This window comes from Chryseobacterium rhizosphaerae, from assembly GCF_003385455.1.
GTDB lineage: Bacteria > Bacteroidota > Bacteroidia > Flavobacteriales > Weeksellaceae > Chryseobacterium > Chryseobacterium rhizosphaerae.
Window position 1 is genome coordinate 249,432 of sequence record NZ_QNUF01000002.1, and the last position, 25,972, is coordinate 275,403.

A 25,972-nucleotide genomic window follows, 5' to 3' on the forward strand; every position below is an offset into this window, starting at 1 on the left:
TGGTTTAAAAAAGTCTTGCAGAGCGGAGTCGAAGCATTTTTATGATAAACAGATACTATTTCATAACATTTGCATAATAATACTGATAAAGTATTTTGTAAATCATTCAGAAACAATTAAATTTGCAGTTCAATTTTTAAAAACTTATGGCAAAATTGGGAAAGAATGCTCAGAATGAGCAAGAAGGTAAAGAAACGGTTGAGTTCTTTAAAGACCTTGACAGAGAGGCTTTAAACACTGAGAGATTTCTTGAAAAATATTCAAAACCTTTAGGGATTGTATTTGGAGTTTTAATCTTAGGAGTTTTAGGATTCTTCGGATACAAGCAATTTGTAGTTGCTCCTAAGAATGTTGAAGCTGTAAAAAGTTTCCTTGCTGCTCAAAAAAACCTGGTAGAAGGTAAAGATAAAGAAGCTTTAGGTGGAAAATCTGCTGCAAATCCTGGTTTTGTAGGTACATACAATGATTATTCCGGGACTAGTGTAGGACAACTTTCTGCTTACAATGCCGGATTATTGAAATTTAAAGAAGGAAAATTCCAGGAATCTTACGACCTTTTAGATAAGTTTTCATCTGATAACAAAACGTTAATGGCAATGAAATACGGAGCTATGGCGGATGCTAAATCAGGTCTTAACAAAAACGATGAGGCTTTAGCTTTATTGGATAAGGCAGCAACAGCGTCTAATGATCCTTACACTACTTATTTCTTCACAAGAAAAGCAGGGATCGTAGCATTAGGATTAAAGAAAAATCCGGAAGCTAAAAAATACTTCTCAGCAATTGACGAGAAATATCAGGACTATGACAACGGAATGTCTGATTCTTATATTGAAATGACTAAATATTATTAAAAATGGCAACAGTTAATCTTTCCGATTACAAGCCACTTCATATAACTAATGCCGAAGATTTTTCTATCGGCATTGTTTTTTCTGAGTGGAATGACTTTGTAACGTACAATCTTCGTGATGCAGCTTTAGAAATACTTGAAAAAGAAGGGGTAAAACCTGAAAACATCAAACTTTTTCCTGTTCCCGGAGCTTTTGAATTGAACTATGCAAGCATGCAGCTTTGCAAAGAAAGAAAATATGATGCAGTGATATCCATCGGATGCGTGATCCGTGGGGAAACCCCTCACTTCGACTATGTGTGCTCTGCAGTAGCACAGGGAATCAAAGACTGTAACATCATGACGGATACTCCTACAATATTCTGCGTATTGACTGACGACACCAAAGAACAGTCTATTGCCAGAAGTGGTGGTGACTTAGGAAACAAAGGCGTTGAAGCAGCAGTAACCGCTTTAAGAATGATTGATTTCAAAAAGAAATTATCAGATAAAAAAGGAAATATCGGATTCGGACATTCCTAATTTGATTCCCCCTTCACGATATACAGGACTATTTTTAATAGTCCTTTTTTATTGAATTGATGCAAAAACATATAGAACAGTTGAAAAATAAATAGGCTGAAAATTTATTTTTTCAATTCATAAATCTTACTCATAAACGCTATATTTTTATTTTTTTCTGTTAAAACTTAGACACAAAAACTATCTTTGTGTAAACTACTATAGACAGTATCTCTATGTTTTTAAAAAAAATAAAACCGTTCCTATATTTAGGAGTTTTCTATCTTATTATTTCGTTAATAATAAGAACAGTATTCTTTTTTCACCCTATTACCACAGCTAGTTTTGGGTTTTTTGAAATAATAAAAGTCTTGTTAGTTGGTCTTTTGAATGATTTCTTTGTCTTCATACTGGCCAGTGCATTACTGGCGCTCTACTTTTTATTTCTCTCCAATTCAAAATATAAAAAGCCCTACGGCTATATTATTTTTGGGATATTAGTCTTGTTTTTCCTTTATATATGGCTCATTCCGAACAATATTTTCAAGCAGTACGGAGGTTCTGTAACAGAAGTTGCGCTAGCGTTTGTAGGAATAAAGACTTTTTTCTTTGGGCTCATGCTCTTCCTTCCCACTCAAAGGATTAAGATTCGTAACACATTATACTTTATTACCCTTTTATTATATGTACTTTCCATCATCTTTAATGGAGTAAGTGAATACTTCTTCTATAATGAATTCGGAGTACGTTATAACTTCATAGCAGTAGATTATCTGATTTACACCAATGAAGTGATTGGGAATATTATGGAAAGCTACCCTGTAGTTCCATTATTTTCAGCAATACTTATAGTAACCTTATCTATTACCTGGTTCATTTATAAAAAAACAAAAAATGAGCTTCTGGAACTTCCCAATTTCAAAGAAAAAATGATTTTGCTGGGCTCCTATGCTGTTCTTTGTGGAATTAGCTTATTAGTGATCCCATCATTAATGCAGATAAAGTCTGACAATGTTTTTGCGGATGAAATTGAAGCGAATGGAATTCCTAAGTTCTATTGGGCCTTTACCCATAATGAGCTCGATTATTTCCAGTTTTATTCACAGATCAATCAACAGCAGGCAGAAAAGAATTTCTTAAGCCAGTATTCGCCGCCTGTACTGGCAAGGAATATTGTGGCTGAACAGCCCGAGCTAAAGAAAAATGTAGTCCTGATTTCCATAGAAAGTCTTTCTGCAGATTTTATGGAGCATTATGGAAATACTCAAAAAATCACCCCGTTCTTAGACAGTCTGGCAGAGAAGTCATTGATGTTCACGAATCTCTATGCTACAGGAAACAGAACCGTACGCGGTCTGGAAGCTTTAACTCTTTGTATTCCTCCTACAGCAGGAGAAAGTATTATTAAAAGAGATGATAACAAAAACAAATTTACAACAGGAAATGTTTTCAAGTCTAAGGGCTATGATGTTAAGTTTCTCTATGGAGGATACAGCTATTTTGATAATATGCAGGACTTCTTCGGAGGAAACGGGTATGGTATTGTAGACCGAAATAATTTTAAACCTGAAGAAATCAGTTTTGCCAATGTTTGGGGTGTTGCTGATGAAGATATGGCTAAAAAAGCAATCCAGGTGATGAATGCCGAAGCAAAATCAGGAAAACCGTTTTTTAATCATTGGATGACCGTTTCCAATCACAGACCCTTCACTTACCCTGATGGAAGAATTGATATTCCGGGGACATCAAAATCCCGTGAAGGTGGTGTAAAATATACAGATTATTCCCTTAAACTGTTCTTTGATATGGCTAAAAAGCAGGATTGGTACAAAAATACAGTCTTTGTTATCATTGCTGACCATTGTGCTTCCAGTGCAGGGAAAACAGAACTCCCAATGGATAAATACAGAATTCCTGCAATGGTCTTCTCGGAAGGATTTATCGAGCCTCAAAAGTTTAATTCACTGATGTCTCAGATCGATATAATGCCTACTGTTTTAGGACTTCTGAATTTCAGTTATCAGTCTAAGTTTCTGGGTCAGGATGTTTTCAAAAAAGAATTCCAGCCTAAAGCGTATGTTGCCACCTATCAGGATCTGGGCTTTATAAAAGACGGACATCTAACGGTAATTTCTCCGGTGAAAAAGGCAAAACAATATTCTTTAGAACTGGAAAAAAGTGATCTTGCACCGGAATTTAAGCTGTATTATAACGAAAAACTATTGAAGAATACCGATCAGAAACTGATAGATGAAACGATTTCAGCCTATCAGTCTACCTCCTATTGGCTAAAAACAAAACAGCTGAACAGATAAAAACTTGATATATTTTTAAAATATTGATTGATATAGTTTTAACTTAAATTAATTAAATTTACCCATAAAATTATTAGTATGAAATGGACAGACGACAGAGGCGGAAACGTTGATGACCGCCGTGGTTCCGGAGGCGGAGGAGGTGGTATGATCGTAGGCGGCGGACTCGGAACTTTAATTATAGCAGCAATTGTGTTCTTTTTAGGAGGAGACCCTTCCGGTATATTGAATTCCGGCAGCGTACAGTCTTCAGGAAATTCCGGTGAAAAAAGAGAACTTACGGCCAATGAAAAACAGATCGGTGAAATGGTCGATATGATGGCCAAATGGAATATTTTAACCTGGGATCAGATCTTTAAAGAAAATGGGATGACCTATTCTGCACCAGAAGTAGTCCTTTTTGAAAATACGACAAGATCTGCATGTGGTGTGGCAGAATCTGCAATGGGACCTTTCTATTGCCCGGCTGATCAGAAAGTATATATGGACATGAGTTTCTTCAATGAACTTCAACAGAGATTTGGAGCAAAGGTTACCGAATTTACAGTGGCTTATGTTCTTGCTCATGAAGTAGGACATCATGTACAAACTCTTTTGGGTACAACACAAAAAGTAGATGCCCTCAGAAGAAGCGGAAGATATTCAGAAGCAGAGATGAACAGAGTCTCTGTGGCTACAGAGTTACAAGCCGATTTTTATGCCGGAGTCTGGGCCAAGAAAACAGATGACTCCAAACATATTCTGGAACCTGGAGATATACAGTCTGCTATAGATGCAGCACAGGCTGTGGGAGATGACAATATCCAAAAAAGAGCTCAGGGGTATGTTAATCAGGAAAGTTTTACCCACGGATCATCAGCACAACGTAAAGAATGGTTTATGAAGGGGTATAATAGTGGTGATATCAGACAAGGAGACACTTTCAACCAGCTTTTAAAATAAACTGACAGAATAAAAATAAAAAAATCCCTGAAGAAAATTTCTTCAGGGATTTTTATTTATTGTAATTCAATGGGATTACTATTTTTCTTAGCTTCTTCTTTTACCCTCTCTTCCATTCTTTTTTTCATATCAGCAGGATTTTGGTTTCCACCTCCGCCCGGGCCTCTTCCTCCTCCAACTCTCATCGTAGTGGCGAATCCACCTTGTCCTCCGCTTTGACTCATAAAGGCCGCAGGATCAGATTTGAACTTCTGCTGCTGCTTTATAAAATCAGTTCTTTTCACTTTTATCGGAGTTCCAAACTGGTTCAGGACAGGAAATTCAGCAATTTTAAAATTTTTCATCAAATCGAAAGAATAATCTCCTTTATCATCTTCTACTTTTACAATCAGTCCCGGAAGCCCGCCGAACTTATAGGGGCCATCCTGATATGGAAGATCCGTAGTAAACCAGGCAGTCCATTTTCTTCCGGCAAAATCAGTTTCAGCTTTTTGAACTTTATACTCCCCAATTTTTGTAGTTTCTGAGGAAATTTTCCAGTTCAGAGGTCTGTCTTCTTCATAAGAATAGCTATCCCTTCCTATTCTGTCTTTCAGGTAAGTCTTCTGATTCGTTTTATCTTTTTCTACAGAATAGCTGATATTCGTTCTCAAATTTTCCATCTGATCCCTACTCACACTTCCTCTTCCGCCACCTCCCTGAAATGCTTTTTGCATAATAGAGTCCCTTTTGATTCTGTTTTCAGAGTAAAAGACTGATTTTTCAGGAGAAATATCCAAATAGGCGTTTTCAGTTTTAATATCCGCTTTATTTTCTGCATCAGGTTTCATAGTTACCTGATACACAAATCTGTTGGTTTGTGCAGAGACATGCTGTATAAAGAATGCCAAAGCAATAATACCTAATTTTTTCATTTATATTTTTTTATTTTAATTCAATAGGATTTTGGATTGAGCCACTTCCAAAAGAAAAATGTTCTGCTCCTTGATTTTGCTGTACAGGAGAATCCTGATGATTTCCACCCATACCTCCACGCATTCCTCCGCCCGGGTGGCCACCGCCTCTCATTCCTCCTCCGTGTCTTCCTTCTCTATTAAAACCCATATTCTCGCCGCCATTATTTCCAGCCATAGATTTTCTGTTTTTATTAGACTCTAGTTCCAAAGCTGCTTTATCTCCGTGGAAATTAGTTCTTGTACTTTGTTTTGCATCAGCATGTATAGGCTCCTCAAAAGCATCCTTAATCTGGATTTTCTTAACAAGATCGAACTTAAAATCTCCTTTATCATCTTCCAGTTTCACAATCAACCCCGGTAATCCCGAGAATTTGTACGGACCATCAGAAATAGCAATATCTTTCGTAAACCAGGCAGTCCAACTCCTTCCTCCAAAATTGACAACAGCTTTTTGAGCAGGATATCCATTCTGTTTTTCTACAGTTTGGGTTATTTCCCATTTCAAAGGTCTGTCTTCCTGATAATAAATTTGTTTACCGGCAGCTTTCTCATAATAATATACTTTTTGCTCCGGAATATTCTTTGAAACAAAATATTCAAAAAAAGTAGGTTCAATATGTCTCTTCCCTTCCTGTTTTGGAAAATCTTTATCTCCTTTTCTATTATTTTCTTTTATTTCCGATCTAAAAGAATTTAAAAGAGAATCTTTTTTCAATTTATTTTCACTGACAAATAAAGAACGGTTTCCTTTAATATCTAAAAAAGTTTTTTCAATTTTCATGCTCACCAGATTAATTGAATCCGGGTTCACAGAAGTTTCATAGATATACCTTGTAGTCTGTCCATAAGACGCTACCATTAAAAACAATACAAAAAAAATTAATACTTTTTGTTTCATTGTTCATTTTATTTATAGATGAAAAATAGAATTCAAGGTTAAAAGTATTCAGGTCTTTGAGAGAAAATTTATACATCTTTAACACTAATCCCAGGAATTAAAATGTCGTATTAAGATCAGAATCATTAAAATAGATATCTTCGATTTGAGATTGCGGAAATTAGTTCGTATTTTTGCCTAATTAAATCATTCTAAATAAATACAATGATAAAAGTATCAGATTACGCAAAGGAAAAAGCCATTCAGCTGATGACAGAAGGTGGTTTTAACCCTGCTGAAGATTATATAAGAGTTGGTGTTAAAAGCGGCGGATGCTCTGGTTTAGAGTATGTTTTAAAGTTTGACAACCAAAAAACAGACACAGATCAGATTTTTGAAGATAATGACATTAAAATTGTTATTGATAAAAAATCTATCTTATACTTAGCAGGAACAACTCTTGAGTACTCAGGAGGATTGAACGGAAAAGGGTTTGTATTTAACAACCCGAATGCATCCAGAACATGTGGATGTGGAGAATCATTTAGTCTTTAGAGAAAAGACATTAGATACTAGAAATCAGAAATCAACCTGAAATCTAAAATCTGAAATAAAAAAAAATAATGAGTAAATATACTGAAGACGATTTAAGAGTCGATCTAGAAAATAAAAAATATGAATTCGGTTGGGAAACGAAGATTGATTATGAAGACTTCCCAATTGGTTTGAATGAGGATATCGTCCGTGCTATCTCTGCAAAAAAAGAAGAGCCTGAATGGATGACTGAATGGCGTTTGGAATCTTTCAAAATCTGGCTAAAAATGGTGGAGCCCGAGTGGGCAAACATCAAATATGAAAAGCCGGATTTTCAAGCAATCCGTTACTATGCTGCTCCAAAGGCAAAACCTGAATTGGAAAGCCTTGACGAAGTGGACCCGGAATTATTGAAAACTTTCGCAAAGCTAGGGATTAATATCGAAGAGCAGAAAAGACTTTCAGGAGTAGCTGTAGATATTGTAATAGACTCAGTTTCTGTGAAAACCACTTTCCAGGATACATTGGCTGAAAAAGGAATTATTTTCTGTTCTATTTCTGAGGCCATTAAAAACCATCCTGATTTAGTAAGAAAATATCTTGGAAAAGTAGTTCCAAGAGGAGATAACTTTTATGCAGCATTGAATTCCGCAGTATTTTCTGACGGAAGTTTCTGCTATATTCCTAAGGGAGTAAGATGCCCAATGGAACTTTCCACGTATTTCCGTATCAACCAGGCAGGAACAGGCCAGTTTGAAAGAACTCTTGTCATTGCTGATGAAGGAAGTTATGTTTCTTATCTTGAAGGATGTACTGCGCCGTCAAGAGATGAAAACCAGCTTCACGCTGCGGTTGTAGAGCTTATTGCAATGGATGATGCAGAGATCAAATACTCAACTGTTCAGAACTGGTATCCGGGTAATGAAGAAGGAAAAGGAGGTGTTTTCAACTTTGTGACAAAAAGAGGACTTTGCGAAAGAAATGCAAAAATTTCTTGGACACAGGTGGAAACAGGTTCTGCAGTAACATGGAAATATCCATCTTGTATTCTGAAAGGTGACGGATCAATCGGAGAGTTCTACTCTATCGCTGTGACAAACAATCACCAATATGCAGATACAGGTACAAAAATGATCCACATTGGAAAAAATACCAAGTCAACGATCATTTCAAAAGGTATTTCTGCAGGAAAATCTCAAAACTCATACAGAGGATTGGTAAAAGTAATGCCTACTGCTAAAGGGGCAAGAAACTTCTCTCAATGTGACTCTTTATTGATGGGTAATGAATGTGGGGCACATACCTTCCCTTATATTGAAATCAAAGATCCTACGGCACAGCTCGAGCACGAAGCAACGACTTCGAAAATCGGAGAAGATCAGATTTTCTACTGTAACCAAAGAGGTATTGATACGGAAAGAGCAATTGCCCTGATCGTTAATGGTTTCAGCAAAGAAGTTTTAAATAAACTTCCAATGGAATTTGCTATCGAAGCACAGAAATTATTAGAAATTTCATTAGAAGGTTCAGTTGGATAGTCCACTGAGAAAATGGTCTCTATGAAAAAGTTTTTATTGTTATTTTTTGGATTCATTTTCTTGGCCTTTTCTGCTCAGGAAAAGACGGGATTTCAACTTTCAAGTCATATTCTTGACATTTCGCAGGGACAACCTGCAGGAAATGTAAAAATTGAACTGGAGAAATATAATGAAACAACCCAGCAATGGGTTTCTATAGGTAAAAAGCAAACTGATAATAATGGCAGGGTTTCAGATTTTTTACCATACCAAAAGAGCAATAATTACGGAAAATACAAACTCGTATTCTTTGTAGAAGATTATTATAAAAACAAAAAAATAGAAAGCTTCTATCCGTCTATTGAGGTAATATTCCAGATAAAAAATAACGAACATTATCATGTTCCTATTACTTTATCACCATTTGGATATTCCACATACAGAGGAAGCTAATACAATTATAAAAAGAAAAAGTTAGCAAGAATGTTACAAATAAAAGACCTTCACGCCAAAATTGAAGATGGCGCAGAAATATTAAAAGGTATTAATCTTGAAATAAAGCCGGGCGAAGTTCACGCTATCATGGGGCCAAACGGAGCTGGTAAATCCACACTTTCTTCTGTAATCGCAGGAAAAGAGGATTATGAAGTAACTGGTGGAGAAATCCTTTTCCAGGGTGAAGATATCAGTGAAGATGCTCCTGAAGACAGAGCTCACAAAGGAATCTTCCTTTCTTTCCAGTATCCAGTGGAAATTCCGGGAGTTTCTGTAACGAACTTTATCAAGGCTGCTTTAAACGAAACCAGAAAAGCAAACGGACTGGGAGAGATGCCGGCAAAAGAAATGCTTGCTCTCATTCGTGAAAAGTCTGAAAAATTAGGGATCAAAAAAGATTTCCTTTCAAGATCATTAAACGAGGGATTCTCCGGAGGTGAAAAGAAAAGAAATGAGATCTTCCAGATGATGATGCTTAATCCTAAACTGGCTATTCTTGATGAAACAGATTCAGGATTAGACATTGATGCATTAAGAATTGTAGCAGATGGGGTGAATCACTTTAAAAATGAAGGAAATGCAGTTCTTTTGATTACACACTATCAAAGATTGCTTAACTATATTCAACCTGACTTTGTTCACGTTTTAGCCAATGGAAAAATCATCAAAACAGGTGATAAATCTTTAGCGTTAGAACTTGAAGAAAAGGGTTACGACTGGCTGCTTAACTAATTTGAAGTTTGCGATTTGAGATTTGAAATTATGGCAACTATAAATAATTTTGAAGATTTAGAAATATGGAAAAGATCCAGAGAATTATGCCAGAAAGTTTTCATCTCACTCGTACAAAATTCAAATTGCAGTCTAAACATTAAAAATCAAATAGACCGTTCATCGGCTTCTGTAATGGATAACATTGCAGAAGGTTTTGAAAGGGAGGGAAATAAAGAATTTATCAATTTTCTATCTATGTCAAAAGGTTCATGTGGTGAAGTAAGATCTCAATTAATCAGAGCATTTGATAGAAATTTTATTACCGAAAATGAATTTAATGATTTGAAAAAGGATTATACGGATTTATCAAAGATGATTTCCGGCTTTATAAGATATTTAAAAACTATCGAACATAATGGCAATAAATTTAACCATCCGTAATTTCAAATCTCAAATCTCAAATTTCAAATAAACAATGAGTTTAAACGAACAAATTTTAAATAATCATAACGAATTTCTCAGTACACTTCGTCACCGTTTTTTGGATGAAACGAGAGTTCAGGCTTTAGGAAAGTTTGCAGAAACAGGTTTTCCTACCAAAAAAGACGAAGAGTTTAAATATACCAACCTAAGGGAGATCACTGAGAAAGACTACAATTTCTTTCCAAAAGAGAACCATAACATCACCAAAGAGCAGTTTGACCAACTGCATTTAGGAGAAGAAAATTTTGACTGGATCGTTTTTGTAAACGGGCAGCTTCATAAGGAACTTTCTAAGGTTTCTATTGAAAATGCAGAGTTCCTTTCATTCAATTATGCATTGAATGACGAGCAGCATAAAGAAGTTTTCGATCAGTACTTTAACAGCATTGCAGCTAAGGATTTGGCTTTCACCAATTTAAATCTTGCTTACTGCAAATATGGATTCTTTTTAAAAGTTCCTAAAAATGTGGTGATTGAAAAACCTATTCATATTTTCTATATTTCTCAGAATCAGGAAGAAAATACATTCTACAATACAAGAAACCTATTGATTGTAGAAGAGGGAGCAAAAGTGGAAGTGATTGAAAGTCACCATAATTTTGACAGTACTTATGTATTGACCAATTCCGTAACGGAGATCTTTACTTATCCAAATGCAAAAGCAGATTGGCATAAACTTCAGAACGATAACAATACCTCATATCTTATTGATAATACCTTTGCAAAACAGGAGAAAGACAGCTTAACCACTGTAAATACATTCTCTTTTGGAGGTAAATTGGTAAGAAATAACCTGGATTTCATTCATAATGGATCAAATATCAATTCATTCATGAACGGAATTACCATCATCGGAAAAGACCAGCTGGTAGACCACCATACCGCAGTTCACCACAATTTTCCAAACTGTGAAAGTTATCAGAACTACAAGGGTATCTTTGATGGCAATGCCCACGGAGTTTTCAACGGGAAAGTTTTTGTTGACAAAATTGCCCAGAAAACGAATGCCTATCAGCAAAACAACAATGTTTTATTAAGTGAAGGGGCAAGTATTGATACAAAACCTCAGTTGGAGATCTTTGCAGATGACGTAAAATGTTCTCACGGATGTACAGTAGGTCAGCTTAATGAAGACGCCCTGTTTTATCTGAGAGCAAGAGGTATCTCTAAAAAAGAAGCACAGGCACTTCTTTTATATGCATTTGCGAATGATGCGATGCAGAATATCGACATTGAGCCTTTAAAAGAAAAAATTTCAAAGCTATTGGCGGAGAAATTAGAAGTTGATTTAGAATTTTAAGACTTATATAATTGATACATAAGAAAGCACTTCAAATTGAAGTGCTTTCTTATTATGTATAGTGATTAAGATTATTTCTTAAGCCAACCCTGGTTATCCTTGTTCTCTGAACGTTTCTTTCCGTTATCGATATTATAGGCCAACCCTACCCCTAACGTTTGTTTTAGCTGGGTTTTCTTGATCTGGTTGTGGTCATATAATAAATCAAGTGTTACATTGGTAGAAATATATTTATTGATCTTCATATTAAGGACTCCACTATATCCAAGAACCAATCTGTCCGGATGATCTAAATAGTTTGAAAAAACAGACCCCGTATTGATCAGGCTGATATTCTCCATGATTTTCAGCTTGTAAATAGCTGTTCCCAGGAAACCGAATTGAAAAAGCGAAGAATCTCCATCGTTTTTAAGGCCATAAGTTCCTGCTTTTTGAAGATCTTTATCCAGAACAAAAGTCCATCTTGCGTTGGCAGGGCGAAGGGTCATCGTAAAATTATCGTTAGGACGGTAGGTAACACCTGCTCCTAAATTTAAATACCCCGGTGCAAAAAAGTTTGATATTTTCTTGGCATCAGGATTGTTCCCATCCTCATATCCCGGAGCAAATTGAGTCTGAAGACTAGCTCCCATAGAATAGTACCAGTTTTTGGCAAATTCTCTACCATAGTTAGTAGAAAGATTGATAACATCCTGGGTTTTTCTTACCCCCGTACCCTGGGTATTATTTTGGCCATATCCAAGGATAATAATGTTTTCCCAAAGATCTTTACCTTTCTCGTAAGTCAGGTTGTAATTGACACCGGCAAGCCATCCCACGTTGTTGGCTCCACCTCCTACCCAATTGGAAAAGGCAGCCTGATTAAGCATTAATGTGTTTTGCCCCTGAATAGACCAGGCTTTAACAGTATCAGCTGCAGGAGCTGCAGTTTTAGTTTCCTGTGCTGCCACAATAGCCCCAAAAGAAATGGAAGCCATCAATAAAAGTTTTTTCATAATTAATTATTTTCCTTACAAATGTATAAATAATAATTTACGCCCCGGTAATATTCACTTTAATTTGAATTTAACAAGGTTCAAATATCACGTGTAACTAGTTAAAAATAAGATATTTAAAAACTTAACTCTCAGAAAAAACAGAGTCTAAACTTAAAACTACTTAAGTTGACCTCACCATCATCCACAAAAAAAGCACTCCGGTTTGGAGTACTTTTTACTGCTCTATATTTTTATTACCTATTTCTTAATCCACCACTGGCTGTCTTTACGGTCAGAGCGCTTCACCCCATTATCCAGCGTATAGGCAAAGCCAATTCCCAGGGTTTGTTTTAGCTGGGTTTTCTCTATTTGGTTATGATCATACAGCAAATCTAAACTTATATTGGAGGAAATATACTTATTAACTTTCAGGTTTAAAAGAGCTCCGTACGCAAGCACCAACCTATCAGGACGGTCAAGATAATTGGAAAAGACAGAAGCCGTATTCGTTAAATGAATATCTTCCATAATTTTCACTTTATATATTGCCGTTCCCAAAAAACCGAACTGCAATAGTGAAGAATCACCATCATTTTTCAGACCGTAATTTCCTGCCAGCTGAAGACTTTTATCTAATACAAACGTCCATCTGGCGTTGGTAGGACGTAAAGTTACCGTCAAATCATCGTTGGGCCTGTAGGTAATACCCATACCGACGTTTACATATCCCGGGGCCATGAAATTTGAAATTTTCTTTGCCTCAGGATTATTGCCATCTTCATATCCTGGAGCAAACTGTGACTGTATGCCTGCTCCCAAAGAGAAATACCAACTCTTGGAAAATTTTCTCCCGTAGTTGGTAGAGACATTTAAAACGTCCTGAGTTTTTCTTATTCCTAAACCTTTGGTATCATTTTGTCCATATCCCATGATAACGATATTCTCCCAAAGGTCATTTTCTTTTTCATAGGTCATATTGTAATTGATGCCCGCAAGCCAACCTACATTATTCGCTCCACCACCTACCCAGTTGGAAAAGGCAGCCTGATTAAGCATTACTGTATTTTTTCCTAACACTGACCAGTATTTTACTGTGTCTACCACTACAGAATCTTTTTTCAATTCTTCTTGTGCACTTACATAAATCCCTATGAAAAAGGAAAGAATTAATAAAAACCGCTTCATTTTCTAAAAATTTTCAATGCAAAAATATTAAATATAATTTTTTTTAAAGGTTAATTGATCTTCAAAAAATTCATTTTTCATCAGATTTTAGCCTCAATAATGTAGTGTATAAATAAATTCAATGCCAAAATACTCGTTTCATAAAATAAAATTGATACCTTTTGTCTTAAAATCAGGTAAGTAGAATATGATTCATCGACAAATTTTCCGAAATTTATCGTTGGCTTTTGATTTGACATAAAATCTACATGTTTAAAAATGTACTTTCCAAAAGAGCGATTATATACCCCTTGCTGATGCTTTCAGTAATGTGGTTCGGATACTTTTTACAGATGCTCGGCTTTTTTGGAAGTTGCTTTGGGGCTATTATCCCTTTAGTACCCGAAGGATTGTTGGGGGTGATTACATCTCCCCTTTTACATGGAAATATAGATCATATCATAGGAAACTCCATTCCTATTGCTGCCCTGATGTTTCTGCTGTACCAGTTTTATCCTTTAGTAGCCAATAAGGTCTTTATTATCGGCTGGCTGGCAACAGGGCTTTTGGTCTGGCTGCTTCCCCCTATCGACATTCTTACCGGTGATTATATGTACACCTGTACCATAGGAGCCAGTGGTGTGGTATACGTTCTTGCTTTTTTCCTTTTCTTCAGCGGAGTATTTAAATGGAATACAAAGCTGCTTACCATATCATTGCTTGTCGTATTGTATTATGGAAGTTTAATTTGGGGAATGCTTCCTGAGGAGCTGTTCTATACGATGCAGGAGCCGAGTAAAATCTCCTGGCAGGCTCACCTTTCCGGTGCAGTCGTAGGAAGTATTATTGCTTTTGCTTTTAAAAATGTAGGCGAAAAAAAGAAAAAATATATCTGGGAATTTCCTAATTATTATAGTGAAAAGGATGACAAATTGTGGCAGGAATATAAAGAAAACCATCCTGAAGATTTTCTGGAATTACCTTATAAAAAGAGAGATGATATCTGGAATCATTTGGAGGAATTAAGAAAGAAGTAAAAGCTTATTTTTACTACATTTGAAAAAAAACACACATGATTTCCGAAGAATATTTATATGCCGTCGCTCTCCGCGAATGCAGCCAGATTGGTGACATTAATTTTTATAAACTTGTCCGGGCTTTTGGAAGTGCAGAAGAAGCATGGAAAAGGAGCAAAAAAGAATATAAAAAACTGGAAGGAATGGGATCAAAAACCGTTTCTGACATAGGAAATAAAGAACATCTGGATTTTGCAGAAAAAGAATTAAAATTTTGCGAAAAAAATAATATCCAGATCAAACTCAGACATCTTAAAGAAATTCCCCAACACCTTCATGAATGTCAGGATGCTCCTGCCATAGTCTATCAAAAGGGGAAGCTTGATGATTCACTTCGCAAGGTAAGCATAGTAGGAACCCGGAATATGACCACTTATGGCCGGCAATTTATTCATGATTTCTTTGAAGCTACCCGTTCTGCTCCATTTTTATCCGTAAGTGGTCTTGCATTGGGAGTAGATAAAGAGGTGCATGAACAATCTATTCACTACCGAAAACCCACCGTAGCAGTACTTGCTCATGGTTTTCAGTTTTTATATCCGGCCAACAACAGAAAACTGTCAGAAAAAATTCTTCAGGAGGGAGGAGTATTGCTTACCGAATTCAGCTCAACCAGAAAACCGGACCGGGAAAATTTCATTCAAAGGAACAGAATTGTGGCAGGAATTTCCCCTTCCACCATTGTTGTAGAAACGGGATTCGGAGGAGGATCTGTGAGTACGGCAACTTTTGCCAATGACTACAACAGGGATGTTTTTGCGCTTCCGGGAAAAATTACTGACGCTTACAGCCAAGGTTGTAATCAATTGATTTTCCATCATAAAGCAACTGCTATTTCAACCCTGAAAGACCTTATCAATCTACTGGGATTGAATGATCCTCCGGAGAAAATCGAAGAGCTTTTCCCATACAGTGAATCTGCCATACAATTAACTGATATTCAACAGACAATATATCAATACATAAAAGAGAATCCACAGATATCTTTAGACGATCTTTCGCTGGGAATTGAAATTTCCTCACACAAAATTTTACCAATCATTTTAGAATTGGAGCTTTTAGGGAAAGTAAAATCATTTTCCGGGAGGCAATTTATCGCAATTTAAGAATTAACGATTTCTTAATATTGCATTATTTCATACATAACATTTCATTTTTAATAAAATTTAATAGCAAATTATTAATTTAATAATATTCTGAAACATTATTATTTAATTTTCAACAATGTTAAAATAGAGTGTTGTGAATCTTGAAAAAAAAATTAAATTTGTTGACAATAATATTCAACCTTAATATATGGAACAATATAATATTGACCAGAAAATCCAAGAGTTTATTGCAAAAATTGAAGCAAAAAATCCTAACGAACCGGAATTTTTACAGGCTGTAAAAGAAGTTGCCGTAACAGTAATTCCGTTCATTGCTACCAAAAAAGAATATACCGGAATGAAGCTGCTTGAAAGAATGGCTGAAGCTGAAAGAATCATTATTTTCAGAGTTCCATGGGTTGATGACAAAGGAGAGATCCAGGTTAACAGAGGTTTCAGAATTCAGATGAACTCTGCTATTGGACCATACAAAGGGGGAATTCGTTTCCATCCTACAGTTAACTTATCTGTTCTTAAATTCTTAGCTTTCGAGCAGGTATTCAAAAACTCATTAACAACCCTTCCAATGGGTGGTGGTAAAGGAGGTTCAGATTTTGACCCACAAGGTAAATCTGATATGGAAGTAATGCGTTTCTGCCAGGCTTTCATGACAGAGTTATGTAAGCACATTGGTCCTGAAACGGATGTACCTGCTGGAGATATCGGTGTAGGAGCAAGAGAAATCGGATACCTATTCGGACAATATAAGAAAGTTAGAAACGAATTTACAGGAGTTCTTACCGGAAAAGGTCTTGCTTACGGAGGTTCATTGATCCGTCCTGAAGCTACCGGATATGGTGTAGTATACTTCGCTGAGCAGATGCTTAAGACGATCGGACAAGATTTCAAAGGTAAAACAGTAACGGTATCAGGTTTCGGAAACGTAGCTTGGGGAGTTATCAAAAAAGCAACTGAACTAGGTGCTAAAGTGGTAACTATCTCAGGACCGGACGGATACATCTATGATAAAGACGGTATTAGCGGAGAGAAAATTGATTATTTATTAGAATTAAGATCTTCAGGAAACAACAGAGCTGAAGATTATGCTAAAAAATATCCTTCTGCTGAATTCCACGCTGGGAAACGTCCTTGGGACATCAAGTGTGATGTTGCCTTCCCTTCTGCAACTCAGAATGAATTAGATTTAGAAGACGCTAAGAAATTGGTTGAAAGCGGATGTCTTTGTGTAACTGAAGCAGCTAACATGCCTTCTACACTGGATGCCATCAACTATTTCCTTGATAATAAAGTATTATTCTCTCCTGGTAAGGCTTCCAACGCTGGAGGTGTTGCTACCTCAGGACTGGAGATGACTCAAAACTCTATCCGTTTAAACTGGACTTCTGAAGAAGTAGACGCAAGATTAAAGGAGATCATGATCGGTATCCACAAAGCTTGTAGAGACTACGGAAAAGACGAAGACGGTTATGTAAACTACGTAAAAGGTGCAAATATTGCCGGCTTCGTAAAAGTAGCAGAAGCAATGTTGGCTCAGGGAGTTGTATAACATAAAAATATAAGGTTGGGAAAAAATCCCGACCTTTTTTGATACAGCCTGTTCCCGGGATAATGGGAAAAAAGTAAAAAGTGAAAGGAGAAAGTGCTGCTATATGCAGCACTTTTTTTATTTTTATTTTATGACAAACACCTTCAAAAATACCAACGAATATTTCCTGTTGTTTCCGGAAGAAACTCAGGAGAAATTAGAGGAACTGAGAAAAAACATCCTTGCTCAGTCTCCTGACCTGGAAGAGTATATAGGCTACCAAATGCCGGCTTTCAAATATAAAGGAAAGCCATTGGTCTATTTTGCAGCATATAAGAATCATATTGGCTTTTACCCTGGTGCTGAAGGGATAAAAACCTTTGAGAAGGATTTTAAAGAAGGAAATTACAAGTTTTCGAAAGGAGCGGTACAGTTTCCCATTACAAAGGATTTACCTCTTGATTTAATCCGAAGGATAGTAGCATTCAGAATCATAGAAATCGATCAAAAAAAATCCTGAAATACTAGATTTCAGGATTCCTTCTGGTGTTTACTAAAATGTTTTACTTTTTCTTTTTACTTTTCTTCTCTTCTTTAGTTGCTTCTGCAGGCTTAGTCGCTTCCGCAGTGCTTCCCGTACTTACTGTAGCATCCGCTGCAGGAGTAGCCGTAGAAGCATCGGCTGTAGTTGTTTGTTTTTGCCCGCTGGTTGTTGATGAGGTACTCCAGTCTGTGGTAGTCTGTGGACTCTGTTGTTGTGTTTGAGTTGTCGTTTGGTTACTAGTAGTAGTTTCGGCTGGCTTCTGTGTTTGTGTTTGAGCCGATACTGCGATTACTCCGACTAATGTAAACGCTGCCGTTAAAAATAACTTTTTCATAATGTAATATTTAAATGATTGTTTAAACTAAACGACACATCATTTATAAAATTATCCATAAAGGTCTTATTTAACGTACTTTATAATTATTTAAGAGGATTTAGTAAAATATCCTATTTCGTAATGTTTTTCATCATTTTTTCTACAAATTCAAAAGCAGCCGGACAGATCACTGTATTTTTCAGCATCAGATGATTGATCTGGTAAATCTTTTTACGATCGGTATGAGGGTATTCTCTGCAGGCTTTCGGCCTTACTTCATAGATAGAGCAGGTATTGTCATTATTCAGAAAAAAACATGGAAGATTCTGCAGTACTTTGTCGTTATCTTCATCCACCCTCAGAAATTTCGCTTCAAAATCCGCCTGCTTCATTCGCAGGTGTTTTGCTATACGTTCAATATCCTTTTCAGTATATAAAGGTCCGGTTGTTTTACAGCAATTGGCACATTGCAAACAGTCTATCTCTTCAAAAACTTCTTCATGGGTTTCCTGAACCACATAATCCAGATTTTTGGGAGGTTTCTTCTTTAATCCATCCAAAAACTTTTTATGTTCTTTCTGCTTTTGTAAAGCCTGTTTTTTATAAAAATCTAAGTCCATTTATTCTTTATTTCTTACCGAAGCGGTAAGTTCTTCCTTTTGATATTCATTAATTTTATCCAGATCTAAAATTGTTGTCTGATTATCTTTATTCGGATAATACATGGGAACAAATCTGGCTCCGTAAATAATTTCTCCCGTCACATAGGAAGACCTCTGAACGACTGTATTGGAGAAAACTTCATCAAACGCACGAACCTGAACAATAAGCTCGATATCTGTAGCATTAAAATCTTCTTCTGAAAATCCATAAAACGGTGAATTTTCATCTATTTTATGAACTACCGTCCAGTTTAATGCCAGGGTATTGATTTTGCTTAAATGGGTCTCTAATCTATAAAAATTGCTTTTGGGAACACCATTCTCAATCACTTCAATTGCAGCGGACACTATAACATCAGCGTCCGTAAGGGCATTGTTTTTATATGGTGCAAGTCTGAACATCAATGCTGCGGCATCCTGAAAAGGGGCAATGACAGCAATATCAGAAAATCTTAAATAAGCCCTGGGTCTTGAGAATCTCCCGTAAAAAAGTCCGGTAGCGATGGCAAAGGTAAGCAATCCTAAAAAAGCCTCGAAAGTAGCCACTAAACTGGCCATAAAACCCACAGGGGCAATTCTCCCATACCCTACTGTTGTAAATGTCTGTGAACTGAAGAAGAACACGTCAATAAATTCGTTAAGGGGATCACTCTTATCTATTCCTGTGAGATGTTCTACTCCAATGATATAATAGATCATTGCAAATACCAGATTAATCAGGATATAGGCTACAACCAGATAGGAAATAAAGCGGAAGGATGACAAGTTCAGCATCGTATGATACCAACTTAACCTATTGAAAACGTTCACCCCGGTTCTCTGAACATTCGGGAGCCCATCTTTATTGATAAATCTTCCTGATGCATTACTTCCGAAGCCACTGTTTTCCGTATTTTTCTGACGGATTTTTTTTCTGAATCCTCTTGTCATTTTCTGTATTTTTTCTCAGTTAAAGAACCTCAGGAATTTTTGAATCAGCAAATCTTCTGTTCGTCTTTACTTCGGTACAAAGATAAAATATTGTTTTCATGAAATTTATCAATCTTATGATTTGATTTTTAAATTGATTTTGCAGTACATTTGAAATATGAAAAAGCTGGAGTCAAGAGAAGATATTGAGCACCTTGTCAATTCATTTTACACCAAAGTTGTTAAAGATGAAACTATTGGATTCTTTTTTAATGATATTGCCAAAGTAAATTGGGATCAGCATCTTCCGAAAATGTATTCTTTTTGGGAATCTATTCTTTTTGGACAGATGACGTATAAAGGAAATCCCATGGGTGTACATTTCCCCATCAATGAGCTGCAGGCTATGGAACAAAAACACTTTGATCAATGGCTGAAACTCTGGCGAACCACTATTGAAGAAAACTTTGTGGGTGAAAATGCCGACATGGCCATCTACAAATCTGAAAACATTGCCAAATTAATGGCATTTAAAATGGAATTAGCCAGAAGACTCTAGTACAATTCCAAGTTTGGAATAAAATTTCAGCGAAGAGCTTTACCCATAAAGAATTCCCCTTTTCTTAAGGAACAATTACCGTAAAGATATAGGCTGCCAGATTGACTAAAAGAACGGTTCCGTACAGGATATTTGTTTTTCCCCTGCTCAACGAAAGCATGACAATAAATACGGATAAAGAAAGCAGGATAATATCTTTTTTGTCCAATCCCAGTACCAATGGGATGTCATACATGATGCATACCGCTGACACCGCCGGAATCGTCAACCCTATACTTGCCAGCGCCGAACCTAACGCCAGATTTAAACTTGACTGTATCTGATTCGCTCTCGCAGCACGTATGGCGGCAACTCCTTCAGGAAGAAGCACTACAGCAGCAATAATTACCCCTACCAAAGACTTTGGAGCTCCCAGACTCTGTACCATCTCTTCAATCGTATTCGAAAGTCCTTTTGCCATTAAAACGACAATGATAAGACAAATCACCAAAAAGGCAAAGCTTATGAATGTCTTCGTTAATGTGGGAATATAATGTTCTTCAGGATGCTCATCAGGAACGATGAAATAGCTTCTATGGCGTACTGTCTGTACCATCAGGAATACTCCGTAAATAGCGAGACAGGCAATGGAAATAAAAATAAGCTGTGCTTCATTATAAAAAGGACCATTGACACTGGAAGTAAAATTAGGAAGCACAAGGGTCAGCACCAGAATGGAAACGATACTCACCAGGTAAGTGGTGGCAGAAGTTCTTGCAAAGAACTGTTCATGGTATTTTACGCCGCCTACCAGAATACATATACCTAAAATTCCATTCAGGATAAGCATTACTGCGGCAAAAACGGTATCTCTGGCCAGCGTGATCGCCTGATCTCCGCCGGCTACCATCAGTGAGATGATGAGTGCCACTTCAATAATGGTGATACATAAAGCCAGAATGATACTTCCAAAAGGCTCTCCTACTTTATGAGCGACAACCTCGGCATGATGTACTGCCGATAAAACGCTTCCAATAAGAAAAATCCCCGCAATGATGTCATATATAACACCACCTCCCATGAGTCCGGAAAAATAGTAACCGACCGTAAGGACAGGAAAAATATAAGTATAATGTAAAAGTTCTTTGAATCTCATAAAGTGATTACAAAATACGAAAAATCTATAAAATTCGGAAGGTTAAAAGGAAATATTAATGATATTTTAATGAGCCCACAGGGTAAAGTCCTGAAAATCCGTCAGCATATGAAACAAAAGCCCAACGGCCGCAATTCTGACATTCCCTTTAAAAAACAGCATCAAAACATATACTGCAATTGCATAATAGGAATGTAAAATATGAAAACCTATACTGTTTCTTGATGGATCAAATACGGGATTGGCAAAAAGGTGATCCATATCTACAAGCATCGTAGCCAGCATAATAAGATATGCCTTTTTCCAGTTTTTACGAAAAAAAATCAGCGCAATAAACACCGGAAAAACCAGGTGTAAAAAATAATGAGTGATTTGTTTTAGCAAGAGAACTTCTGATGGAGCCATTAATATAGGGTCATTTTTAGGATGAAAGATTTTACCATCGCAAAATTAAGGGTAATTTTCCATTCTTCGCCTTTACTTTGACCCAATAATTTTGAGCTTCATTACCATAAAAGACATAATCTATATCAGAAATGATTCTTTTTTCAGTTTTACTTAGCGTACTTAAAGAAGAGAACAGCATTTCACTGTTTCTGATGAAGACATAGTTTTTTTCAAGTTTTGGAGACTGCTGTATTGGTTTTCTGGTAGACCTTACAACAATTCCGGCAGTATCTCTACTGGCATTATTGGGCTGAAAAGGAATAGCTGTGAATTGATCCTGGGCATTGATCCATTTTTTAGTTTGAAAATACACCCAGGTTTTTTCAGGAACCCGGCTTTGAAAATCAATAATATAGTTCGGCTGTATAATCTTCTGATACGCTTTTGTTTCAATCTCGTTAAAGTTATCATCATAACCATACGTGATAATGGTATCATTTACCTGCTCAAGATCTGCAGTTACCTTAACATGGTTGATCTGTAGTGAATCTCCTTTATTTACACCAAAAAAATGAGTATAGTTTTTTATGTTGTCAGCATTTAATTCTGCTTCTAAAAAATGATTTTCCTGCTGTAATTTCGAGACAATCGCATTGACTATTTCCGGATTAGAGTTGTTTTTTATTTCAATTTCATCATCTTTCAGCTCAATGGAAAAATTTTGGATTTTCTGCCCTGCAAGAAAAGAAATACTCCCTGCTGTATTTTGAATAAACTGATCTGCATTTAAAATGCTTTTGAAGGAAGTCTGAAAAACCTGTTTGTCTATGAGTCCAAGACCTGAACCGGAGGTTCCTACAATACAGTTTTCACCTTCTATACTTAGAAAAATATGATCCTTTTGGAAAATATTCTTTCCTTTACTGACAAACTTTTGCTGCTTTAAAAACGCAGTAAATTTCTGCGGGTCTTTAAGTTCTATGATACTATACCATTCTGAAGCCCGCCCGCCTTTAAGGTGGAAAATCTGTAAAAAATCAGGGATTTTAATTCCCGAATCTTTTAGGGAAGCTGAAGTTTTCCCTTTTGTTTTACTACCCCATTGTGAAGGGTGCGTGATCAGGCTGAAAATATATTGCCTCGTCAGATTCTTTACGTCTATTAAAATAACTGCATCAGCGTTTTCAGGAATAAACCTGAGCTTCTTGTCCTTATAGAAAAGTACAAAATAAACGGTAACAGCCAGCAACAGAATTAACGGGGCAATAACTTTCTTTTTATTCATCTACAATACCGGTGTTTTTTTCTCTGAATCTTTTATTTTAAAAATCTCATTAAACAGATCAAAGAAATACATCAGACTGTTTTCAGAAGAATTTTTAATATTATAGTCCATTTCTGTTTGTATGCTCTCACCTTTCACTTCGGTTTTATAATACAGTTCTCCTACATTTTTTCTAAACAGATCCACTGTTTTTCTTTCTGAAGGACTTTTAAACTCTTTATCTAAACCGATTAGAAGTTTCTGAAGATCCAACCTTCCCGACAAAGGATATCTGGATGAATCTTTTGCCCATTTTCTGGAAACTTCAGACTGACTGTTAGTAGTGATATTATCCTGAGAACTCGTAAGATAGACCACACCATCTTTTACAATAAAGAACAACTGATCAAGATATCCTTCTTTTTTATCGTCTTTAAAAGCGTAAAAGTTTCCTACTTTCGAGAAGTTTTTAGCCAGCTTTTTATTCGTTGTCAATACATTGAAAATACGGTTCCAGTAGCCTTCATTCTCTGTAGCAAATGCAAACGTGAAATTAGGAACTGCTACATCTTTGGTTTTCTTAACCTCCTTTTCGTTATAGTCCTCATCATATTCATAATCAGTATAGTCTACTTTTTTCGATTTCAGCTCATTCAAAACAAAAATTCCGTTTCCTGGGGCTATTTTAGTAATGGCTTCTTCATCCAAAACAATTTTCATCGTTTCCATGATCAGCTCTACTTCATTTTTATATTTCGCATCTCCCGAATCCTGAATAAGACTGTATATGGCATCAAAAACTTTCCCTCCGTTTACATTAACGGCATAGTACCCGATACTCTTTTCATTGATAAGGTCCAGCAGCTTTCTGTTCTTTTTTCCTTTATAAATTGACGAAATATTTTTTTGCATCTCAGCATTTTTATGCTGGTAATTATTCACCAGCTTTACTTTATCCTTGTCAAAGTATAAGTTATAAGCAGAGTTTGAGTTGTACATATTCTGGAAAACCTGTCCAAAATCGTAGCGTTTCATCGCTTTACCGTAGATTCCGTCATTAACGATTTTTCCGTAGTCCGTATAGACGAAAACATCAGAATTCGCATCTTTGAAAGTCAACATTTCTTTAGAAGCTTCCACTTCCAGGTTGGAGCTGAAATATCTGTCAAAATGAGCTTCAGCATATTTTTTTACAATCTTGAAATTCTCTCTGCGGATAGAATCCTGTTCTTTTTGGTAAGCTTTATCAGACTCAGAGTCATCATACTCCGGACCATAATTTTCCTCTACTTCTGGTTCCGGACTCAAAACATTCTCTTTTTCTTTAGGATACTGATGGTGTTTTTGCAGGTATTTGATATCCTTCTGAATTCTTGCAATCTCCGTGTTATTATCTTTGATGCTTTCTCTCAGGTATTTAATATCTTCTTTGAGAATTTTTATTTCGTCTTTATAATCAAACGGCTTTTCCAATTCTTCGGCATAGACTGTGTCAACAACAGCACTATCAACCGCGATGGCAACACTGTCCGCAACTGTTGCCGCTTCATCTTTCCAAAGGTCTTTATAGGGTTTAGTGTAGCTGATCATGCTAAGAACTGCACGGCTTCCATTCCATGCAACAAAAATATCATCATCTATATCAACGTAAGAGTAATTATTTTTTTGGGACGTTTCCTGTCCTTTTTTCTTCACGGAATTAATGAATTCCTGAAATTTTTCTTTATTATCGATGATAAAATGAGTATGATAGGTCTTGATAGAATCATTAAAACTGGCATAGTGATACTGAACAGCATCATATTTAATTCCGGTTTTAGAATAATCCGTCCATGAAGGCTTTTCTTTGCTCTTTTTGCTTAGCTCATGCAGCAAAGGATTAAGTTTATTCCAATTGATTTTGTTATTAAGTTGTTTCCCATTGACTTCCATATAAAATACGACATCATTCGGAACTTTCATACTATTTTGGGCTAAAGCCATGGTAAAACCAAAGACTAAGAAAATAATTTTCTGTATTTTTAAAACTATAGATTTCATGGTTGAATGTTAGAAATTTATTGGAAAAGAATTGTATTTTGTAATTGTTTTTTCTGAAGAATTACATCTAAGATATCAGCGTCCATTTTTATGGCCTTTTTATTTGGAGAAAGCTGATAAGCGGTATTGGTCTGAGATTTCACAGCACTTTCAAACTGCATTACAGAAGTATATTTAGCACCATTAAAGACTTCTCTGTCGGCTTTACTCATCTTGTCGTAATCCGTTTTGAATGTATTCACTTTGTTTCTCGTCAATACCTTTTTCTCAAGATTCTGACTGTAGATCTGTGTAGGGATCATTTTACCCAGTATATTCTGAGCTTTCAGCTTCTCTAGCCCGGCATTGATGTTTTCAATTTTCTTGAAATTACAGCTCAGCTTGATGATATAATTATCAAAGTCCATCGAAGTCTTCACATTAGTGATTCCCGGTGTTCCTTTAAAAATTTTAGCGGCTTCATTGATTTTATTTTCAATTTCTGACTTCTTGGGAACTTTTTTTCCATTAATCGTTTCCATTTTAGAAATTGAAGCGAGTCGTGTCTTGCTTTTGCTCGCATTAAGAATAATAGTATACTCCCCTGTTCCGTCAGCTTTTAGATTAATCTTGTCTAAAATATCAAAACAACTTGTCAGCAATAGTAAAGGCAAAAACAGAATACATAGCTTAAGAATATTTTTCATGTTTGGGTTTAAGACAACAAAACTACTCAATTTCGGCCTTAAATCCTTACAGTCTTTGATTTTTTGGACATAAATAGCTGTTTTCAGGTAGTTTTTTAAGACATACAATGATGCTATTATTGTTTCCGTTTT

27 protein-coding genes are annotated in these 25,972 nt (G+C 36.1%); 15 read left to right on the plus strand and 12 right to left on the minus strand.

Annotation, left to right across the window (positions count from 1 at the left end; genetic code table 11):
* The first annotated feature begins 146 nt into the window (after positions 1–146).
* The 4 genes from DRF57_RS02670 (at position 147) to ypfJ (ending at position 4,611) form a co-directional block, all read left to right on the plus strand.
* Positions 147–854, plus strand: a complete 708-nt coding sequence (locus DRF57_RS02670) for a YfgM family protein (protein WP_047484625.1) — start codon at positions 147–149, stop codon at positions 852–854.
* Positions 855–856: 2 nt separating this feature from the next.
* The gene (ribH, locus tag DRF57_RS02675; protein WP_034734563.1) at positions 857–1,375 is read left to right on the plus strand and encodes a 6,7-dimethyl-8-ribityllumazine synthase; all 519 of its coding nucleotides are present in this window, start codon (positions 857–859) and stop codon (positions 1,373–1,375) included.
* Between the two features lie 215 nt (positions 1,376–1,590).
* Positions 1,591–3,669, plus strand: a complete 2,079-nt coding sequence (locus DRF57_RS02680) for an LTA synthase family protein (protein ID WP_115916769.1) — start codon at positions 1,591–1,593, stop codon at positions 3,667–3,669.
* 78 nt (positions 3,670–3,747) lie between these two features.
* Positions 3,748–4,611 (plus strand): KPN_02809 family neutral zinc metallopeptidase, encoded by an 864-nt coding sequence (gene ypfJ / locus DRF57_RS02685; protein ID WP_047484620.1) that lies wholly within the window; start codon positions 3,748–3,750, stop codon positions 4,609–4,611.
* A gap of 56 nt (positions 4,612–4,667) precedes the next feature.
* Here ypfJ and DRF57_RS02690 read toward each other — a convergent pair whose 3' ends face one another.
* On the minus strand, positions 4,668–5,525 hold the full coding sequence (locus DRF57_RS02690) for a GLPGLI family protein (RefSeq protein ID WP_084086397.1): 858 nt from the start codon (positions 5,523–5,525) through the stop codon (positions 4,668–4,670).
* Between the two features lie 10 nt (positions 5,526–5,535).
* Positions 5,536–6,465 (minus strand): GLPGLI family protein, encoded by a 930-nt coding sequence (locus tag DRF57_RS02695; protein ID WP_115916771.1) that lies wholly within the window; start codon positions 6,463–6,465, stop codon positions 5,536–5,538.
* A 204-nt stretch (positions 6,466–6,669) separates the two neighbouring features.
* On the opposite strand from DRF57_RS02695, the gene DRF57_RS02700 reads away from it, so the two are divergent.
* The 6 genes from DRF57_RS02700 to sufD all read left to right on the plus strand — a co-directional run bounded on the left by DRF57_RS02700 (position 6,670) and on the right by sufD (position 11,487).
* Positions 6,670–6,999, plus strand: a complete 330-nt coding sequence (locus DRF57_RS02700) for a HesB/IscA family protein (RefSeq protein WP_115916773.1) — start codon at positions 6,670–6,672, stop codon at positions 6,997–6,999.
* Between the two features lie 68 nt (positions 7,000–7,067).
* Complete coding sequence (gene sufB / locus DRF57_RS02705) at positions 7,068–8,516, plus strand: Fe-S cluster assembly protein SufB (RefSeq protein WP_047484614.1); 1,449 nt, start codon at positions 7,068–7,070, stop codon at positions 8,514–8,516.
* A 21-nt stretch (positions 8,517–8,537) separates the two neighbouring features.
* The gene (gene uraH / locus DRF57_RS02710) at positions 8,538–8,948 is read left to right on the plus strand and encodes a hydroxyisourate hydrolase (RefSeq protein ID WP_084086621.1); all 411 of its coding nucleotides are present in this window, start codon (positions 8,538–8,540) and stop codon (positions 8,946–8,948) included.
* Positions 8,949–8,978: 30 nt separating this feature from the next.
* Entirely contained in the window at positions 8,979–9,722 is a 744-nt protein-coding gene (gene sufC, locus DRF57_RS02715; protein ID WP_047484612.1) for a Fe-S cluster assembly ATPase SufC, read from the plus strand.
* Between the two features lie 30 nt (positions 9,723–9,752).
* On the plus strand, positions 9,753–10,145 hold the full coding sequence (locus tag DRF57_RS02720) for a four helix bundle protein (RefSeq protein WP_047484610.1): 393 nt from the start codon (positions 9,753–9,755) through the stop codon (positions 10,143–10,145).
* A 34-nt stretch (positions 10,146–10,179) separates the two neighbouring features.
* The gene (gene sufD / locus DRF57_RS02725) at positions 10,180–11,487 is read left to right on the plus strand and encodes a Fe-S cluster assembly protein SufD (protein WP_047484608.1); all 1,308 of its coding nucleotides are present in this window, start codon (positions 10,180–10,182) and stop codon (positions 11,485–11,487) included.
* Positions 11,488–11,558: 71 nt separating this feature from the next.
* On the opposite strand, the gene DRF57_RS02730 is transcribed toward sufD, so the two are convergent.
* Together DRF57_RS02730 and DRF57_RS02735 are read right to left on the minus strand one after the other, a co-directional pair.
* Positions 11,559–12,482, minus strand: a complete 924-nt coding sequence (locus tag DRF57_RS02730; RefSeq protein ID WP_047484606.1) for a DUF3078 domain-containing protein — start codon at positions 12,480–12,482, stop codon at positions 11,559–11,561.
* Positions 12,483–12,722: 240 nt separating this feature from the next.
* Positions 12,723–13,649: a DUF3078 domain-containing protein gene (locus DRF57_RS02735; RefSeq protein ID WP_084086394.1), complete on the minus strand. Its 927-nt coding sequence runs from the start codon at positions 13,647–13,649 to the stop codon at positions 12,723–12,725.
* A 248-nt stretch (positions 13,650–13,897) separates the two neighbouring features.
* Here DRF57_RS02735 and DRF57_RS02740 point away from each other — a divergent pair, with 248 nt between their 5' ends.
* From DRF57_RS02740 to DRF57_RS02755, 4 genes are all read left to right on the plus strand, one after another.
* Positions 13,898–14,665, plus strand: coding sequence for a rhomboid family intramembrane serine protease (locus DRF57_RS02740; RefSeq protein ID WP_115916775.1), 768 nt, complete (start codon positions 13,898–13,900; stop codon positions 14,663–14,665).
* A gap of 35 nt (positions 14,666–14,700) precedes the next feature.
* A complete protein-coding gene (dprA, locus tag DRF57_RS02745) occupies positions 14,701–15,810 on the plus strand; it encodes a DNA-processing protein DprA (RefSeq protein WP_115916777.1) in 1,110 nt (369 codons plus the stop codon).
* 190 nt (positions 15,811–16,000) lie between these two features.
* Entirely contained in the window at positions 16,001–17,359 is a 1,359-nt protein-coding gene (gdhA, locus tag DRF57_RS02750) for an NADP-specific glutamate dehydrogenase (RefSeq protein ID WP_047484598.1), read from the plus strand.
* A 130-nt stretch (positions 17,360–17,489) separates the two neighbouring features.
* Entirely contained in the window at positions 17,490–17,858 is a 369-nt protein-coding gene (locus DRF57_RS02755) for an iron chaperone (RefSeq protein ID WP_047484596.1), read from the plus strand.
* Between the two features lie 43 nt (positions 17,859–17,901).
* Here DRF57_RS02755 and DRF57_RS02760 read toward each other — a convergent pair whose 3' ends face one another.
* The 3 genes from DRF57_RS02760 to DRF57_RS02770 form a co-directional block, all read right to left on the minus strand.
* A complete protein-coding gene (locus DRF57_RS02760; RefSeq protein ID WP_047484594.1) occupies positions 17,902–18,216 on the minus strand; it encodes a hypothetical protein in 315 nt (104 codons plus the stop codon).
* A 113-nt stretch (positions 18,217–18,329) separates the two neighbouring features.
* Positions 18,330–18,818: a YkgJ family cysteine cluster protein gene (locus DRF57_RS02765; RefSeq protein WP_047484592.1), complete on the minus strand. Its 489-nt coding sequence runs from the start codon at positions 18,816–18,818 to the stop codon at positions 18,330–18,332.
* Positions 18,819–19,790 carry an ion channel gene (locus DRF57_RS02770; RefSeq protein WP_047484590.1) on the minus strand — a complete coding sequence of 324 codons (972 nt, stop codon included), beginning with the start codon at positions 19,788–19,790 and terminating at the stop codon, positions 18,819–18,821. It abuts the gene before it with no gap.
* Positions 19,791–19,947: 157 nt separating this feature from the next.
* On the opposite strand from DRF57_RS02770, the gene DRF57_RS02775 reads away from it, so the two are divergent.
* Positions 19,948–20,328, plus strand: a complete 381-nt coding sequence (locus DRF57_RS02775; protein WP_047484588.1) for a group III truncated hemoglobin — start codon at positions 19,948–19,950, stop codon at positions 20,326–20,328.
* A gap of 64 nt (positions 20,329–20,392) precedes the next feature.
* Here DRF57_RS02775 and DRF57_RS02780 read toward each other — a convergent pair whose 3' ends face one another.
* The 5 genes from DRF57_RS02780 to DRF57_RS02800 all read right to left on the minus strand — a co-directional run bounded on the left by DRF57_RS02780 (position 20,393) and on the right by DRF57_RS02800 (position 25,840).
* Positions 20,393–21,463: a calcium:proton antiporter gene (locus DRF57_RS02780; RefSeq protein ID WP_047484586.1), complete on the minus strand. Its 1,071-nt coding sequence runs from the start codon at positions 21,461–21,463 to the stop codon at positions 20,393–20,395.
* A 66-nt stretch (positions 21,464–21,529) separates the two neighbouring features.
* Entirely contained in the window at positions 21,530–21,868 is a 339-nt protein-coding gene (locus tag DRF57_RS02785) for a DUF6122 family protein (protein ID WP_174772363.1), read from the minus strand.
* A gap of 31 nt (positions 21,869–21,899) precedes the next feature.
* Positions 21,900–23,135, minus strand: coding sequence for a hypothetical protein (locus DRF57_RS02790; RefSeq protein WP_115916779.1), 1,236 nt, complete (start codon positions 23,133–23,135; stop codon positions 21,900–21,902).
* Positions 23,136–25,154, minus strand: coding sequence for a hypothetical protein (locus DRF57_RS02795; RefSeq protein WP_115916781.1), 2,019 nt, complete (start codon positions 25,152–25,154; stop codon positions 23,136–23,138).
* Between the two features lie 17 nt (positions 25,155–25,171).
* Positions 25,172–25,840, minus strand: coding sequence for a hypothetical protein (locus tag DRF57_RS02800; RefSeq protein WP_115916783.1), 669 nt, complete (start codon positions 25,838–25,840; stop codon positions 25,172–25,174).
* Positions 25,841–25,972: the final 132 nt, after the last annotated feature.

Excerpts from the sequence above, each read along its gene's own strand:
- DRF57_RS02670 (WP_047484625.1), top strand. The coding sequence starts at position 147 with ATGGCAAAATTGGGAAAGAATGCTCAGAATGAGCAAGAAGGTAAAGAA.
- ribH (WP_034734563.1), top strand. The coding sequence starts at position 857 with ATGGCAACAGTTAATCTTTCCGATTACAAGCCACTTCATATAACTAAT.
- DRF57_RS02680 (WP_115916769.1), top strand. The coding sequence starts at position 1,591 with ATGTTTTTAAAAAAAATAAAACCGTTCCTATATTTAGGAGTTTTCTAT.
- ypfJ (WP_047484620.1), top strand. The coding sequence starts at position 3,748 with ATGAAATGGACAGACGACAGAGGCGGAAACGTTGATGACCGCCGTGGT.
- DRF57_RS02690 (WP_084086397.1), bottom strand. The coding sequence starts at position 5,525 with ATGAAAAAATTAGGTATTATTGCTTTGGCATTCTTTATACAGCATGTC.
- DRF57_RS02695 (WP_115916771.1), bottom strand. The coding sequence starts at position 6,465 with ATGAAACAAAAAGTATTAATTTTTTTTGTATTGTTTTTAATGGTAGCG.
- DRF57_RS02700 (WP_115916773.1), top strand. The coding sequence starts at position 6,670 with ATGATAAAAGTATCAGATTACGCAAAGGAAAAAGCCATTCAGCTGATG.
- sufB (WP_047484614.1), top strand. The coding sequence starts at position 7,068 with ATGAGTAAATATACTGAAGACGATTTAAGAGTCGATCTAGAAAATAAA.
- uraH (WP_084086621.1), top strand. The coding sequence starts at position 8,538 with ATGAAAAAGTTTTTATTGTTATTTTTTGGATTCATTTTCTTGGCCTTT.
- sufC (WP_047484612.1), top strand. The coding sequence starts at position 8,979 with ATGTTACAAATAAAAGACCTTCACGCCAAAATTGAAGATGGCGCAGAA.
- DRF57_RS02720 (WP_047484610.1), top strand. The coding sequence starts at position 9,753 with ATGGCAACTATAAATAATTTTGAAGATTTAGAAATATGGAAAAGATCC.
- sufD (WP_047484608.1), top strand. The coding sequence starts at position 10,180 with ATGAGTTTAAACGAACAAATTTTAAATAATCATAACGAATTTCTCAGT.
- DRF57_RS02730 (WP_047484606.1), bottom strand. The coding sequence starts at position 12,482 with ATGAAAAAACTTTTATTGATGGCTTCCATTTCTTTTGGGGCTATTGTG.
- DRF57_RS02735 (WP_084086394.1), bottom strand. The coding sequence starts at position 13,649 with ATGAAGCGGTTTTTATTAATTCTTTCCTTTTTCATAGGGATTTATGTA.
- DRF57_RS02740 (WP_115916775.1), top strand. The coding sequence starts at position 13,898 with ATGTTTAAAAATGTACTTTCCAAAAGAGCGATTATATACCCCTTGCTG.
- dprA (WP_115916777.1), top strand. The coding sequence starts at position 14,701 with ATGATTTCCGAAGAATATTTATATGCCGTCGCTCTCCGCGAATGCAGC.
- gdhA (WP_047484598.1), top strand. The coding sequence starts at position 16,001 with ATGGAACAATATAATATTGACCAGAAAATCCAAGAGTTTATTGCAAAA.
- DRF57_RS02755 (WP_047484596.1), top strand. The coding sequence starts at position 17,490 with ATGACAAACACCTTCAAAAATACCAACGAATATTTCCTGTTGTTTCCG.
- DRF57_RS02760 (WP_047484594.1), bottom strand. The coding sequence starts at position 18,216 with ATGAAAAAGTTATTTTTAACGGCAGCGTTTACATTAGTCGGAGTAATC.
- DRF57_RS02765 (WP_047484592.1), bottom strand. The coding sequence starts at position 18,818 with ATGGACTTAGATTTTTATAAAAAACAGGCTTTACAAAAGCAGAAAGAA.
- DRF57_RS02770 (WP_047484590.1), bottom strand. The coding sequence starts at position 19,790 with ATGACAAGAGGATTCAGAAAAAAAATCCGTCAGAAAAATACGGAAAAC.
- DRF57_RS02775 (WP_047484588.1), top strand. The coding sequence starts at position 19,948 with ATGAAAAAGCTGGAGTCAAGAGAAGATATTGAGCACCTTGTCAATTCA.
- DRF57_RS02780 (WP_047484586.1), bottom strand. The coding sequence starts at position 21,463 with ATGAGATTCAAAGAACTTTTACATTATACTTATATTTTTCCTGTCCTT.
- DRF57_RS02785 (WP_174772363.1), bottom strand. The coding sequence starts at position 21,868 with ATGGCTCCATCAGAAGTTCTCTTGCTAAAACAAATCACTCATTATTTT.
- DRF57_RS02790 (WP_115916779.1), bottom strand. The coding sequence starts at position 23,135 with ATGAATAAAAAGAAAGTTATTGCCCCGTTAATTCTGTTGCTGGCTGTT.
- DRF57_RS02795 (WP_115916781.1), bottom strand. The coding sequence starts at position 25,154 with ATGAAATCTATAGTTTTAAAAATACAGAAAATTATTTTCTTAGTCTTT.
- DRF57_RS02800 (WP_115916783.1), bottom strand. The coding sequence starts at position 25,840 with ATGAAAAATATTCTTAAGCTATGTATTCTGTTTTTGCCTTTACTATTG.